This is a genomic window from Halomonas korlensis (genome assembly GCF_900116705.1).
GTDB classification, from domain to species: domain Bacteria; phylum Pseudomonadota; class Gammaproteobacteria; order Pseudomonadales; family Halomonadaceae; genus Halomonas; species Halomonas korlensis.
The window spans coordinates 33,526-47,419 of sequence record NZ_FPBP01000015.1 but is presented as its reverse complement, the minus strand read 5'-3'; the positions used below and the strand labels follow the sequence as shown (position 1 = coordinate 47,419).

16 protein-coding genes are annotated in these 13,894 nt (G+C 64.3%); 8 read left to right on the top strand and 8 right to left on the bottom strand.

Annotated features, from left to right (window positions below; genetic code table 11):
• Nucleotides 1-205: 205 nt before the first annotated feature.
• A complete protein-coding gene (locus BM341_RS16780; RefSeq protein WP_089797210.1) occupies nucleotides 206-2,380 on the top strand; it encodes a malate synthase G in 2,175 nt (724 codons plus the stop codon).
• A gap of 131 nt (nucleotides 2,381-2,511) precedes the next feature.
• Nucleotides 2,512-2,925 (top strand): PaaI family thioesterase, encoded by a 414-nt coding sequence (locus tag BM341_RS16775; RefSeq protein ID WP_089797209.1) that lies wholly within the window; start codon nucleotides 2,512-2,514, stop codon nucleotides 2,923-2,925.
• Here BM341_RS16775 and BM341_RS16770 read toward each other — a convergent pair.
• The gene (locus BM341_RS16770) at nucleotides 2,901-3,305 is read right to left on the bottom strand and encodes a DUF423 domain-containing protein (protein ID WP_089797208.1); all 405 of its coding nucleotides are present in this window, start codon (nucleotides 3,303-3,305) and stop codon (nucleotides 2,901-2,903) included. The genes BM341_RS16775 and BM341_RS16770 overlap by 25 nt on opposite strands.
• Nucleotides 3,306-3,448: 143 nt before the next feature.
• Here BM341_RS16770 and thiS point away from each other — a divergent pair, with 143 nt between their 5' ends.
• The 3 genes from thiS to trmB are packed head-to-tail and all read left to right on the top strand — an operon-like array spanning nucleotide 3,449 to nucleotide 5,246.
• Entirely contained in the window at nucleotides 3,449-3,649 is a 201-nt protein-coding gene (gene thiS / locus BM341_RS16765; RefSeq protein ID WP_089797207.1) for a sulfur carrier protein ThiS, read from the top strand.
• 23 nt (nucleotides 3,650-3,672) lie between these two features.
• Nucleotides 3,673-4,470, top strand: a complete 798-nt coding sequence (locus BM341_RS16760) for a thiazole synthase (protein ID WP_089797206.1) — start codon at nucleotides 3,673-3,675, stop codon at nucleotides 4,468-4,470.
• A 32-nt stretch (nucleotides 4,471-4,502) separates the two neighbouring features.
• Entirely contained in the window at nucleotides 4,503-5,246 is a 744-nt protein-coding gene (gene trmB, locus BM341_RS16755) for a tRNA (guanosine(46)-N7)-methyltransferase TrmB (RefSeq protein WP_089797205.1), read from the top strand.
• On the opposite strand, the gene BM341_RS16750 is transcribed toward trmB, so the two are convergent.
• On the bottom strand, nucleotides 5,173-6,231 hold the full coding sequence (locus BM341_RS16750) for a DMT family transporter (RefSeq protein WP_089797204.1): 1,059 nt from the start codon (nucleotides 6,229-6,231) through the stop codon (nucleotides 5,173-5,175). The two genes, trmB and BM341_RS16750, sit on opposite strands and share 74 nt — an antisense overlap.
• A 96-nt stretch (nucleotides 6,232-6,327) precedes the next feature.
• Here BM341_RS16750 and BM341_RS16745 point away from each other — a divergent pair, with 96 nt between their 5' ends.
• A complete protein-coding gene (locus BM341_RS16745) occupies nucleotides 6,328-7,212 on the top strand; it encodes a LysR substrate-binding domain-containing protein (protein ID WP_089797203.1) in 885 nt (294 codons plus the stop codon).
• A gap of 243 nt (nucleotides 7,213-7,455) precedes the next feature.
• Here the strand turns inward: BM341_RS16745 and BM341_RS16740 are convergent, their stop codons facing one another.
• Nucleotides 7,456-8,370 (bottom strand): AEC family transporter, encoded by a 915-nt coding sequence (locus BM341_RS16740; RefSeq protein ID WP_089797202.1) that lies wholly within the window; start codon nucleotides 8,368-8,370, stop codon nucleotides 7,456-7,458.
• A 154-nt stretch (nucleotides 8,371-8,524) separates the two neighbouring features.
• On the opposite strand from BM341_RS16740, the gene BM341_RS16735 reads away from it, so the two are divergent.
• Together BM341_RS16735 and BM341_RS16730 are read left to right on the top strand one after the other, a co-directional pair.
• Nucleotides 8,525-8,986, top strand: a complete 462-nt coding sequence (locus BM341_RS16735) for a hypothetical protein (RefSeq protein ID WP_139233029.1) — start codon at nucleotides 8,525-8,527, stop codon at nucleotides 8,984-8,986.
• Nucleotides 8,986-9,594, top strand: a complete 609-nt coding sequence (locus tag BM341_RS16730; protein ID WP_089797237.1) for an SCO family protein — start codon at nucleotides 8,986-8,988, stop codon at nucleotides 9,592-9,594. Before BM341_RS16735 ends, BM341_RS16730 begins: the two co-directional genes overlap by 1 nt.
• 35 nt (nucleotides 9,595-9,629) lie before the next feature.
• Here BM341_RS16730 and BM341_RS16725 read toward each other — a convergent pair whose 3' ends face one another.
• The 5 genes from BM341_RS16725 to BM341_RS16705 form a co-directional block, all read right to left on the bottom strand.
• Entirely contained in the window at nucleotides 9,630-10,676 is a 1,047-nt protein-coding gene (locus tag BM341_RS16725; RefSeq protein WP_342713901.1) for a prolyl oligopeptidase family serine peptidase, read from the bottom strand.
• A gap of 8 nt (nucleotides 10,677-10,684) precedes the next feature.
• Nucleotides 10,685-11,371 (bottom strand): BamJ family beta-barrel-assembly machinery protein, encoded by a 687-nt coding sequence (gene bamJ, locus BM341_RS16720; RefSeq protein ID WP_089797199.1) that lies wholly within the window; start codon nucleotides 11,369-11,371, stop codon nucleotides 10,685-10,687.
• A gap of 143 nt (nucleotides 11,372-11,514) precedes the next feature.
• Entirely contained in the window at nucleotides 11,515-11,958 is a 444-nt protein-coding gene (locus BM341_RS16715; RefSeq protein WP_089797236.1) for a universal stress protein, read from the bottom strand.
• A 34-nt stretch (nucleotides 11,959-11,992) separates the two neighbouring features.
• Nucleotides 11,993-13,276: a TRAP transporter large permease gene (locus tag BM341_RS16710; protein WP_089797198.1), complete on the bottom strand. Its 1,284-nt coding sequence runs from the start codon at nucleotides 13,274-13,276 to the stop codon at nucleotides 11,993-11,995.
• Between the two features lie 29 nt (nucleotides 13,277-13,305).
• Nucleotides 13,306-13,884, bottom strand: a complete 579-nt coding sequence (locus BM341_RS16705) for a TRAP transporter small permease (protein WP_089797197.1) — start codon at nucleotides 13,882-13,884, stop codon at nucleotides 13,306-13,308.
• Between the last annotated feature and the right edge of the window lie 10 nt (nucleotides 13,885-13,894).

Genomic DNA, 13,894 nt, shown 5'->3' with positions numbered 1-13,894 from the left:
CGTCATGCCGCCAGAAGAGTCACTGAATTCCCTTCGAGACAAGAGCGATGCCTCGCTGATGGACTCTTTTGGTCGAGCTCGAGGTGTCAATGCAGGCCAATGGCTTTACAAATGGAAGTAATTTCCACAAAATCTGTCTCACGCTGTCCCTATTACCTGGCCGGCCTGGGTACCGTCCGGCTGCCAAGCACGAGGAGATTCATCCATGACCGAACGTGTCACTCGCCACCGTTTACAGGTGGCCGCCGAGCTGGACCGTTTCATCAACGAGCGTGCGCTTCCCGGCACTGGCGTCGACCCGGAGGCCTTCTGGTCCGGCGTGGATGCCCTCTTTCATGATCTGACCCCGAAAAATCGCGAACTGCTCGCCGAGCGCGACCGCCTGCAGGAGAAGCTCGATACCTGGCATCGCGAGAACCCCGGTCCGGTGCGTGACATGGCCGCCTATCGCGCCTTTCTTGGCGAGATCGGCTACTTGGTCGAGTCGCCGTCCAGAGTCAGCGTAACGACCACCAACGTCGACCGTGAGATTGCCGTCCAGGCCGGCCCGCAACTGGTAGTGCCGGTCAACAACCCGCGCTATGCCCTGAACGCCGGCAATTCCCGCTGGGGTAGCCTCTACGACGCCCTCTACGGCACCGACGCCATTTCTGAAGAGGACGGTGCCGAGAAGGGCTCGAGCTTCAACCCCAAGCGCGGCGAGAAGGTCATCGGCTATGCCCGCGGCGTTCTCGACCGTGCCGCCCCACTGGCCACCGGCTCCCATCATGATGCCGTCAAGTACGTACTGCGTGACGGTCACTTGGTGGTCTCTCTGGAAGGCGGTCGCGAGACCGGCCTCAAGGACCCGGGCAAGCTGGTAGGCTTCAACGGCGCGGCCGAGAGCCCTGAGGCGATCCTGCTGGTTAACCATGGTCTGCACCTGGAGATCCAGATCGATCCAAGCCACCCGATCGGCAAGACCGATCCGGCCGGCGTCAAGGACGTGATCGTGGAAGCCGCGCTGACCACCATCATGGATTGCGAAGACTCCGTGGCCGCAGTGGATGCTGAGGACAAGGTCGGGGTCTATGCCAGCTGGCTGGGCCTGATGAAAGGTGACCTGGAGGAGCAGATCGAGAAGGGCGGCAAGACCCTCACTCGCCGCCTCAACCCGGATCGTACCTGGACCAACACCAGCGGTGATACCGTGACCCTGCCGGGCCGCTCGCTGATGTTCGTACGCAATGTCGGCCATCTGATGACCACGCCGGCGGTACTGGATGCCGACGGCAACGAACTGCCCGAGGGCATCCTGGACGGTGTCGTTACCGGCCTGGTCGCCCTGCACGATCTTAAGAAGGGCAAGGATGAGCCGCGCAACTCGCGCACCGGCTCCATGTACATCGTCAAGCCGAAGATGCATGGCCCGAAGGAAGTGGCGTTCTCCAACACCTTGTTCGGCCGCATCGAGGATGTCCTCGGTATGGCGCGCGATACCCTGAAGATGGGCATCATGGACGAGGAGCGTCGTACCTCGGTCAACCTCAAGGCGTGTATCAACGAGGCCAGCTCGCGGGTGGTGTTCATCAATACTGGCTTCCTCGACCGCACCGGCGACGAGATGCACACCGCCATGGAAGCCGGTCCGATGATCCGCAAGGGCGACATGAAGGGCTCTGCCTGGATCCAGGCCTACGAGAAGAACAACGTCCAGGTCGGCCTGGCCTGCGGCCTGCGCGGCCGCGCCCAGATCGGCAAGGGCATGTGGGCCATGCCGGACCTGATGGCCGCCATGCTCGAGCAGAAGATCGGCCATCCCAAGGCCGGCGCCAACACCGCCTGGGTGCCGTCGCCCACCGCTGCCACCCTGCACGCCCTGCACTACCATCAGGTGGACGTGACGGCCCTGCAGCGCGAGCTGGAAGGCCAGGGCGATGTGGACTTCCTGAATGACCTGCTCACCGTGCCGGTGGCCGAGTCACCGCAATGGAGCGACGAGGAGCTCCAGCAGGAACTCGACAATAACTGCCAGGGCATCCTCGGCTACGTGGTGCGTTGGGTCGAGCACGGTGTGGGCTGCTCCAAGGTGCCGGATATTCATGATGTCGGCCTGATGGAGGATCGCGCCACCCTGCGGATCTCCAGCCAGCACATCGCCAACTGGCTGCATCATGGCGTGGTCGATCCCGCCCGGGTCCAGGAAACCCTGGAGCGCATGGCCAAGGTAGTCGACCAGCAGAACGCCGGCGACCCGGCCTACACGCCGATGAGCGCCGACTTCGCTGCCTCGACCGCCTTCCAGGCCGCCAGCGACCTGATCTTCAAGGGCCGCGTGCAGCCCGCCGGCTATACCGAACCGCTGCTTCACCATTGGCGCGCCGTGCACAAGGCCAAGTAAGCAAGAAGCATTAAGCAATGGCCGCCGGCTGACGTTGTAGCGCCATCAAGCGCCCCGGGTACCTGCCCGGGGCGCTTTCGGTTATGTTGATGCAAGCGTCATCTTTCCCATGAACCGCAAGGAGCTTACCGATGACCGTGATGACCGCCGCCGCCATCGAGGACTTTCTCGATGAGGTCTTTCCCCAGCGGACGGGGACCATCGAGGGCATCGACGAGATGCGCGCCACCATGAGCCTGGCCATCGAGGACGAGCACCTGCGCCCCGGAGCCAGCGTCTCCGGCCCCACCCTGATGGGACTGGCCGACGTCTGTCTTTACGTGGCGATACTGGCCCAGATCGGGCCTGAGCCCATGGCTGTGACCAGCGACCTGCATTGCCGTTTCCTGCGCCGGCCGCGCGGCGACCGCGACGTCATCGCCAACGCCCGAATCCTCAAGCTGGGACGACGACTGGCGGTCGGCGAGGTACAGCTCTTCTCCGCTGGGGACGAAGCGCCGGTGGCGCTGGTCACGGCCACCTATGTGTTGCCAGACGGCGACTGACCGCCGGGCCTGGCGCGCGCGACGCTGACCGCCAGGGCCAGCCAACCGGCAATCAACAGCACGCCCCCGACGGGCGTGATGACGCCCAGCCCGCCGACCCCGGAAAGCGCCATGGCATACAGTGAGCCGGAGAAGAGCAACATGCCGGCCGCCCACAGCCCCAGCACGAGGGCCTGCCCGACGAGCGGCAGTGAGGCGCGCCACGCCAGCACCCCCAGCATCGCCAGGGTATGCCAGGCCTGATAGCGCACGCCGGTCTCGAAGGCCGCCGCGAAGCGCGGCTCGAGCTGTCCCTCCAGGCCATGGGCGCCGAAGGCTCCGGCCAGTACCACCAGGGCGCCGGACAATGCCGTGCCCAGCCACCAGCTTCTGTCTTGCATGCGTCCTCTCCTTGCGGGCGAATCGCTGCCTACCGTACCCCGCCAGTCCCGAGTCGGCTACAATATGGCTCCATGGAAACGACGATCGCTCAGCGCCAACAGGGCTTGTCCAGCTGAGAATAAGTGCATCGAGAGAGGACGCCATGCAGATACTACTCAATGGCGAGACCCGCGCCCTGGAGTCCGACGCGACGGTTGCCGAGCTGGTCGAGTCGCTCGGACTTGCTGGTCGGCGCATCGCCGTGGAAGTCAACGAAGAGATCGTGCCCAAGAGCGAGCACGGCGGCACACGGCTGACCGAGGGCGACCGGGTCGAGGTCGTCCACGCCATCGGCGGCGGCTAGCCGTCGGCCTACAGGAGCCCCACATGAGTGATTTTTTTCAGGATTCGCCGCTGCGTATCGCCGGGCGCGAGTTTGCCTCGCGGCTGCTGGTCGGCACCGGCAAGTACCGCGACTTTGACGAGACGGCCGAGGCCATCGCCGCCAGTGGCGCCGACATCGTGACCTTCGCGGTTCGGCGCACCAATCTGGGGCAGGACGCCGGCGAGCCCAACCTGCTCGACGCCGTACCGCCGGAGCGTTTCACCCTGTTGCCCAATACCGCCGGCTGCTACACGGCCAAGGACGCCGTACGGACCTGCAAGCTGGCCCGCGAGCTGCTCGATGGCCACAACCTGGTCAAGCTCGAGGTGCTCGGCGACGACGCGACCCTCTATCCCAATGTGGTCGAGACCCTGGCGGCGGCCGAGACGCTGATCGCCGACGGCTTCGATGTCATGGTTTATACCAGCGACGACCCGATCGTCGCCCGCGAGCTCGAGCGCCTGGGGTGCTGCGCCATCATGCCGCTAGGCTCGCTGATCGGCTCGGGCCACGGCATCCAGAACCCGTACAACATTCGCCTGATCATCGAACAGGCCGAGGTGCCGGTACTGGTGGATGCCGGCATCGGTACCGCCTCCGAGGCCGCCCTGGCCATGGAGCTGGGCTGCGACGCCGTGCTGATGAACTCCGCCATCGCCCATGCCCGCCAGCCGGTACTGATGGCCGGGGCCATGAAGAAGGCCGTCGAGGCCGGGCGCGAGGCCTTCCTGGCCGGGCGCATGCCGCGTCGTCAGAGCGCCGAGCCTTCCTCGCCCTTCGCCGGGCGCATCAACGCCTGAGCGTCCCGAACCATCTTCTGTCACGAGATACCATGACCGACCTGCACCCGCATGACTCTGCCAGCGCCGGCCCCGAGGGGCCGGACGCTCCCCTGCATCGCCGCGGCATCAAGAGCTATGTACTGCGGGCCGGGCGCATGACCCAGGCCCAGTCGCGTGGCCTGGAAGAGGTGTGGCCGCGGCTGGGCCTGACCCTGGCGGAAGGCCGCCAGGATCTTGATGCGTTGTTCGGCCGCCGAGCGCCGCGCGTCGTCGAGATCGGTTTCGGCATGGGCGCCTCGCTGGTCGAGCAGGCCGAGCGTCACCCGGAAACCGACTTCATTGGCATTGAAGTCCATGCGCCCGGTGTGGGCAAATTGCTGGACGACGCCGACAAGCGCGGCCTGACCAACCTGCGTGTCTATCGCGAGGATGCGTTGGCGGTACTGGAGCAGTGCCTGCCCGAGGCGAGCCTGGATACCTTGCAGCTGTTTTTCCCCGACCCCTGGCCGAAGAAGAAGCACCACAAGCGGCGCATCGTCCAGCCGGCCTTCGTCGAGCTGATCCGCACGCGCCTGAAGCTCGGCGGCACGCTGCACATGGCCACCGACTGGCAGGCCTATGCCGAGTGGATGGCCGAAATCCTGGCCGCCGCGCCCGGCTATGCCAATACCGCCGACTCGTCTACGTCACCCTGTGTGCCACGTCCGGATTTCCGGCCACTTACCAAGTTCGAGGTGCGTGGCGAACGGCTGGGGCACGGCGTCTGGGACCTGATCTTCCGACGTGCGGCCTGACGCTACGCGCGACCGTGGCGGTGCCTTGGCCGGGCTGTGTCGGGCGCCGGCCGGCCAGCAGGGCACCGATGGCACCCAGCAGCCCCAGCGCCATCCCGATCATTCCCAGCCAGCCCGGCAGTTCACCGAACATCAACGCCGTCCAGCCCAGGGTGGCGGCCGGGGTCAGGGCAATCAGCGCGGCACTGCGTCCCACGCCGAAGCGCTGCAGGCTGGCATTGAAGAAGCCGTAGCCGCCGAAGGTTGCCAGCACAATCAACCACACCAGCACCATCACGCTATCCGTCGTCAGCGGTGGCGGGGCCACCCGGCCCTCGTCCAACCCCCAGGCGGCGGCGAAGAACACGACCGTGGCCGCGCCCAACTGGGCGGTCAGGCGTGCCTCCAGGGGTAGCGTGGTCGGCCGGCGTGCCGCCATGACGCTGCCCAGGGTTACGGTCACGACGGCCAGTATCGGCAATCCGTAGCTCCAGGCCGGCGCGCCGCCCACACCCTGCATGTCATCCAGCACACTCAAACCGGCCCCCAGGGTGGCGACCAGCATGCCCAGCCACTGCAGCGGCCTTGAGCGCTCGCCCAGCCACCATCCGGCCAGAGCGATGGCGGCCAGCGGTTGCAGGGCGCCGATCAGCGACGCCAACCCGGCGCTGACCCCCTGTTCGATGGCCAGCAGCATGGCCAGCAGATAGCCGCCCACCGTCAGGCTGCCCACCAGCGCATCGACGGCAAGGTCGCGAGGCGCAACGGCCTGTCGTCCCTGTCGTTGGGCACGCAGGCACCACCATCCGCCCACTAGCAGGGTGGCCAGCGCGAAACGCCAGGCATAGAGCGCAAGCGCCGGGGTATCGAGTTCCACCCCCAGGCGACTCCCGACGAAGCCGCTGCTCCAGCAGATGACGAAACCGAGGGCCACGGCCAAGCCGCCCAGCGGCCGCAAGTGCAGGCGGAGTACGGGGTAAAAGAACTGGCGGTTGACGGACAACATGAGGATTCACTTCCTGACGACTCGGTGACTTGTGCTGCCAGTCTGTCCCGTCTAGAGTCTTCAGGGAATCGATACTATTTTCACTGAGCGTTCAATATGTCTGAACTCTCGACAGCGGCCCTGGATCTCGAGGCGCTTCGCAGCTTCGTGCTGGTGGCCAGGCTGGGCACCCTGGCGGCGGCGGCAGACGAGCGCCACCGCACGGTCAGTGCTCTGAGCATGCAGATCAAGCGCCTGGAAGCCCGCCTGGACACGCGCCTGCTGGTCCGCGGCGCCAGGGGAATGACGACTACCCCGGCCGGCGAGGCGCTGTTGGGTGAGGCGCGTGAGCTGTTGCGCCAGCACGATGGGCTGGTGGCGCGCATCAGCGGACGCGGACTGCGGGGGAGGGTGCGCTTCGGCATGCCCGAGGATTACGCCACCCGCATTGTCGGGCGCCTGCTGCCCGACTACCTGGCGCGTCATCCCGACGTGGTGCTGGAGGCCGTGACGTCGACCAGCGGGGATCTGGCGCGGCGGCTGGAACGCGGCGAGTTATCGCTGATCGTGGCGCTGGATCGCCCTCATCAGTTACTGGGGGGTGTACCCCTGTGGCGGACCGCACCGGTATGGGCCGGGGCACGGGAGTTACGGATGACGCCCGAGCAGCCCTTGCCGCTGGCCCTGCATCCGGTGGATTGTCCCTATCGCTACCTCGGCGTGGAGGCGCTTGCCGCCATCGGCCGCCAATGGCATGCCGTCTTCACCAGCACCAGCCTGCATGCGGTGGAAACGGCCGTGGAATCGGGGTTGGCGGTGAGCATTCTGGAGCGGGACAGACTGACGCCGGCGATGCGCGAACTGGGTGAGGCCGAAGGGCTGCCTGCGCTGCAGGGCTGCGAGGCCCAACTGCATTACGGTCGTCGTGTATCCGCGGCGTCCTGGCCCGCCGTCGAGGCGCTCGGCGAGATGCTGACCCAGCATCTTGGGCGGCGTGGCTGACCGGCACGCAGAAACCGGTAAACAAAAAAGCCGCTCCCAGGGAGCGGCATAAGGACCGTGTCTATCAAACGTGACTAGCAATGAGTGGGAGATACCCTGGCAGGCGACTGGCAGGACCCTGCCGGGCCTGCGGCGCCTCATCAACGCCACCCCTGCAGAGTAGTCATTCTCATTCATGCTGTCAATGCAAATACGAATGCTTTTTGTTTAATTGGCTGATTGATGGGTTGATGATGTCCCGCATCACGTGACCAGCCGTAACCACAAGGGCAATGTTCCCATGGCGAGCAAGGTCTGACCGGTGATCAGCGCCGCCATCAACTCGGCGTCTCCGCCCAGTTGTCGGGCCAGAATATAGGCCGAGGTGGCGGTAGGCAGGGCGGCGAACAATAACGCCACGTCGCGGCTGACCGGGTCGAGGTCCAGCAGCAGGGCAAGCACGAGCACCGTTGCCGGGACCAGCACCAGCTTGACCAGGTTGGCGGCCCAGACGCCGCGATCCAGGCGCATCAGTGCAGCGGGACGCAGCGCCACCCCCACCGCCACCAGCCCGAGCGGTAGCGCAGCGCGCCCGAGCAGTGCCACGGCCTCGCCGCTCCAGCCAGGCAGACCGATGCCGCTCAGGTTGAGGCCGATCCCTATCAGGCAGGCGAGAATCAACGGATTGCGCGAAAGCGCGGCAAAACTCCTGGCGAGGCTCGACGACCCCAGGGTGCCGGCGGCAATGAAACTGGTCACGCACAACACGTTGATTACCGGCACCATCAGCGCCACGGCGACCGCCGCCACCGTTGCCCCCGCATGGCCGTGCAGAGCGGCGGCACCGGCGACACCGACATAGGTATTGAAGCGCAGCGCGCCTTGAAAGACCGAGGTGAAGGCCGCGGCTTCGAGCCCCAAATAGCGGCGTAGGCCCCACAGCAGACCGGCGAAGAGGGTCAGGGTGCCGAGCAGCGCCAAGGCCAGGCGGGCCACCGGCACCTGGCTCACGTCGGCGCTGGCCAGGGTGGCAACGAGCATCGCGGGGAACAGCAGGAAATAGATCAGCCTCTCCATGCTCGGCCAGAAATCGCCGCCGGGCTGTCGGGCCCAGCCGAGCAGCGCGCCAAGCAGGATCAACAGGAACAGCGGCCCGAGCGCACTCGCCACATCTTGCATGCCATGCCTCTCTCTGGTGGTTGCCCTGCGACATCCTTGCGCACTCTGCGACGGGCAAATACTGGTAAGCTTACCGTTATCCTGCCCGCAATGGAGTGCCCCCTTCGCCGCCATGTCCCCGTCTTCCTTGAGCGATGCCGGAGCGCGTCCCCCGTTGCTGCGCTTCTTGATCCTGGTCACCCTGGTCGTCATCGGTGTGGCGCTCTGGTACTTGTTCCGCTATCACCTGAGCGATGAAGGTGAGATCTCCTGGTATACCCCAGAGCGTGCCTGCGACCTGAGACAAGGCGCCTGCACGACGAGGCTTGATGGGATGGCCGAGCTTAGCCTCGAGTTCGGTGTCCATGGCCCCGTGCAAGCGCTTCAGGTGTTGCCATTGGAGGTAAGGCTTGAGGGGCTGGCGTCTCGGTCGGCAGTCGTCGAGTTCGTGGGGCGCGACATGGACATGGGGTTGCATCGCTTTCCTCTGACGCCGGATGATGGGGCCTTTCGTGGCGAGGGCCAAATTGGGTTATGCACCCAAGCGGTGATGGCCTGGCGAGCGAACGTCGTAGTCGATACACCACGAGGGCGGCTTGGCACTTGGTTCGATTTCAATGTGGAGCGAGGCGGATGATGCGGAGCATAAAGAAGCGCAAGGGGCTATGGCTGGGCCTGGGCATGATCGTGTTTCTTGCCGGGTTCGGCGGAGGCGCCTGGTACCTGCAGCAGGGTGCCGGAAGCGACAACGATAGCCCGCCCGGAGGCGAGGTCGCGCTACCCTCGACGCAGGGCGATTTCTCGCTGAGCCAGCTCGGCGAAGATCAACTGGCGGTGCTGTTCTTTGGTTATACCTATTGTCCGGATGTCTGCCCGATGACCCTGTCAGTGGTGCGTCAGGCGCTGACGGGACTCGACGAGGCGCAGCGCGAGCGCGTGGTGCCGGTCATGGTGTCCGTGGATCCCGAGCGCGACACCCTGGAGCGGCTTGAAGAATACACCGCCTATTTCGGCGATGGCATCATCGGTGCCACGGGCAACCAGCAGCAGCTCGAAGACATTGCCGAGCGCTACGGTGTGATGTGGCGCAAGGTGGAAACGCCGGATTCAGCCATGGCGTATACCATCGACCACAGCTCGTCGTTGTATCTGGTGAACAACGAGGGCGAGATACGTCAGCGAGTCCTCTACTCTCCCGTGCCCAATGCCCTGCGGTCGGCACTGGAGAGCGAGCTCGAGGGCTAGCCCCCCGAGCCGAGTTCATGGTTATTGGTGGGGGATCAGCGTTTCGGGGTCTGCTGGAGTCGATCGATCATCGCCATCAGGCCGCTCAGCTGGGTGCCTTCGCGGCTGTCATGGAGCGGGTTGAGTTGCCAGGTACTCTCGGCAAAGCCCCACCAGTCCCAGCATCCCTGAGGATTGGGTAGGCTGGTTTCAGCCTGGGGATAGAGCACGACGCGTTGATTCGCGGCGGCCCATTCGTTCAGGCCACTGTGGCGTACGAAGGCCTCATCGATCTGCTCGGCCCCCATCCCGCAGCCATGCAGCGCTACGGTCAGGCCACAACCGCCTCCCTGGCACGCCTCGGGAATGAAGCTATAGCCACTGTCGGCAAAGCCCTTGGTGTCAAACTCTGTCTGATCGAAACGCAACAACTGGCCCTCGGGTTCTCCGCTCGTCGGACGAGTCAGGCCACCATGCAACCAGTTCATCATGCGGCCCGCGATATCCAGATCGCAGCCCAGCAGGTAGGTGCCGCCGCCCTCGCGACAATCGGCCAGCGCCGTGATGGGGGTATTGCCCCGCGCCGCGACGGGCCAGCCATGGCCGGCATCATCGCTGACCACCAGGCGCAGCTGGTCCTCGGGGTCGGCCAGCCAGTTCTTGAACTGGGTAACGAGCGCGTCGCCCAGTTGCGGCAGAACGGTTTCGTCCTCCTCGCCATGCCAGACGAAGACGCGCAGGTCGGCGAGCTCATCGGCGTCGCCCACCAGGTCACGACGCCGATAGTCTTGCAGCCGCTGCGAGAGCTGGTCGAGATCGGGCAGGCCGAGGCGGTTGCTCATACATTGTCCGAGAGCCAGGCTCAATGACCCCTGGGCACAGGCCCAAGGACCCGTGCCCAGCATCCCCAGTCCCACGAAACGCTCCGGCCAGGCCACCGCCAATTGCGTGGCCATGTAACCCCCGGAGGACACGCCGACAAGGCTGACATCTTCGGTATCGATCGCCAGGCCCGGCAGGTCGGGAGGTGATTCCTGGGCAGCGGACGGCAGCGCCAGCCCCACGAGTGCGAGGCTGACGAGCGAGGATTGCAAAAGGCGCACCGGGCGGATCAGTTGTCGTCCACGCCGAGCAGTTCGACCTTGAAGACCAAGGTTTCATGAGGACCGATCGGTCCCTGACCCTGGGCCCCATAGGCCAGCTCGGAGGGGATGGCGATTTCCCAGGTGTCACCCACGCTCATCATCTGCAGGGCTTCTTGCCAGCCTTCGATCACCTGATCGACACGGAAGCTGACGGGCTCGCCTCGCTCGTAGGAGCTGTCGAAGACGGTGCCGTCGATCAGCGCGCCCTCGTAATGCACTTCCACGCTCGAATCGGCTTCTGGCGAGGCGCCATCACCGGATTCCAGCTCCCGATACTGCAGGCCGGAATCGGTAGTCTCGACACCGTCACGTTCGGCGTTCTCGGCAAGGTAGGCCTCGCCCGCCTCGCGGTTGGAAGTGGCCTGCTCCTCGGTCTCGGCCTCGCGGGCGGCCATGGCTTCCTGCTGGAAACGCATCAGGGCCTCGGCCATTTCCTCATCGCTCATTTCCAGTTCGTCGCCGGCAAAGACGTCACGAATGGCCTGCGTGAAGGCATCGACATCGAGGTTATCGACATCCTGCTGGATGCTCTGGCCGAGGGTGACCCCCAGGCTGTAGCCCAGACGCTCCTCGTCGGTTTCCAGGTCAGCCAGCGCCAGAGGGGCGACGCCCAGCAGAGCGGTGAGAGAGGCGGTGGTCAGCAGTCGTTTCATGAACAAACCTTATGGATGGTCGGGCGCTGAAGCGCCATAGTGGTAAAGGAAAAACAGCAATGATAAGACATGTGACTCTAGCAAGCGCCTGCCGGTTCCGCGAGGCTGCGCAACCGGCAGGAAAACCGCAAGCGGTTAGCCCGCTAGACGACCAGGGTGGGACAGTGCGACGAGCCGGCCACTCGCTGGGCCACGCTGCCCAGCATCAGGCTCTTGTCGCCATTGGTACCCTGGGCGCCGATCACCACCAGGTCGCATTCGCGCTTGCGGGCAAAGCGCACGATGGTTCGCGAGGGCCGGCCGCCCTTGACGAAGGCGCGCACCTTCTCGGGCGCCACCCCCAGCTCGACGGCATGCGTCTTGGCGTGCACGGCGATTTCGGTGGCGTATTCCTTCAGCGCATCGTCGGGCAGGTCGAGCCGTTCGGGTCTGACCATCGACAGCGACGCCTCGAGCAGGCTGTGATGCTTGAACACGCAGAGGAGATACAGCTCAGCGCCGGTCAGCTGCTGCAGACCCACCGCTTTCTCGAGCGCCTTGAGGGCGCCTTTGGAGCCGTCCACCGGCACCATGATTCGATTGAACATCGTCATGTCACTCCTTGGGTCCGGATGGCAGCTCTCAACGGAACGCCACGTCGCGCAGGAACAGGGCGATCTGCGGGAACATGATCAGCAGGGCCGCGGCCAGGATGAGCATGAAGATGAAAGGCGGTGTGCCCTTGATCACGTCCCAGTAGGGCCGCTTGAAAATGGCAATGGCCGTGAAGATATCGCAACCGAAGGGCGGCGTCGCCGACCCAATGGCCACTTGCAGGGTGATCAGGATGCCGACCAGCACCGGATCGAGGCCCGTTGCTGCGATGGCAGGCGCGAAGATTGGCGTCAGCACCAGGATCACCACGATCGGGTCGACGAACATGCAGGCGACGAAGAAGGAAATGCAAATCGCGATCAGCACACCCGTCGGGCCAGCTTCGTTGATGCCCGCAGCACCTAGCAGCGCCTGTGGAATCTGGGCGAAGGAGATGATCCATGAAAAGCCATTACCCACCGCGACCAGGATGAACACCACGGCGGTGATCAAGCCGGTTGACTTGGCGATTGCATAGATATGATGGAGTTTCAGCGATCGGAAGACCACGAACTCCAGGAAGACGGCATAGAGCACGCAGGCAGCTGCGGCTTCCGTGGGACTGAAGATGCCACCATAGATGCCTCCCACGATGATCACCGGGAAGCCCAGCGGCCAGAGCGCCATGCGCACGGCGGTGAGGCGCTCTCTCCAGGTCGACCGAGGCTCGGTCGGCACGTCGCGAATGACCGCATAGAGCACCGAATAGGCCGAGAACATTATCAAAATCATTATCCCGGGGCCGATCCCGGCAATGAACAGCTCACCGATGGAGGTGCCGGAGATCACGCCATAGATGATCATGCCGATGCTGGGAGGTATCAGGAAGGCGATATCGCTGGCGTTGATGATCAACGCTAGGGTAAAGGAGTCGGAGTAACCGGCCTTGAGCATCTTGGGTCGTAGGGGTGAGCCGACGGCCACCACCGTGGCTTGGGTGGAGCCCGAAACCGCACCGAAGAGGGTACAGGAGGTGGCGGTACTGACCGCCAGGCCGCCCTTAACGTGACCGATGAAGGCCATGACCATGGCGATCAGGCGGTCTGCCGACTGACCCCGGGTCATGATGTCCGCGGCGAGAATGAACATGGGCACGGCGATCAGCGACGCCGGGCGGATGCCGGCCATCATCTGCTGGATCAGGGTGCCCATCTGGCCAAAGCCATCAAACATCATGAAAAAACCGATGATGGCTGCGGTAATCAACGGAACCATCATCGGAAAGCCCAGCAACAGCAGGCCGATCATGGTTACTACCATTATTGTCGTCATCTTGCTTCCCCCGGGCGCGACGCCCTGCGTTAGACTTCCGTTTCCGTATCCTTGTAACCGTCAACCACACCGGTCGAGAGGTAGACATCTCGTGACGTCAGGTTCTTGACGGCAGTCAGCAGGTATTGAATGCCCGTGATCAGAAAGCCCAGTGGGACCCAGATATAGATGACCCAGATGGGAAACCCCAGCGCCGGCAATACCCTGCCCTTGGAATAGAGATCGACGATATAGATGATCGCGTAATAGAGCAGGAAGAACATGATCAGCGAGGTGAACAGCGAGATGAAAATCATCAGCGCCTTGCGTCCTCCTGCCGGCAAGGCATCGTAAATCGCCGACATGCGGATATGGCGCCCATGACGGGCGGCATAACCGATGCCGGCAAAAGTGATCATGATGATCAGGATGCGGTTGACTTCACCGGAGAACATGATGCTCTCGCCCAGCACAAAGCGACCAATCACGTTGGCGATGGTGTTCACCGCCATCAGCAGCACCCCTACCGCGAGTATTACGGCCTCGAGCTTGCTGATGAACGTATCGATGGTGCCTAGAAAACCCGGCAGGCCGGATCGGTAATTAATTTCGGATTCTTCGTCGCTCATCGTCTGCACT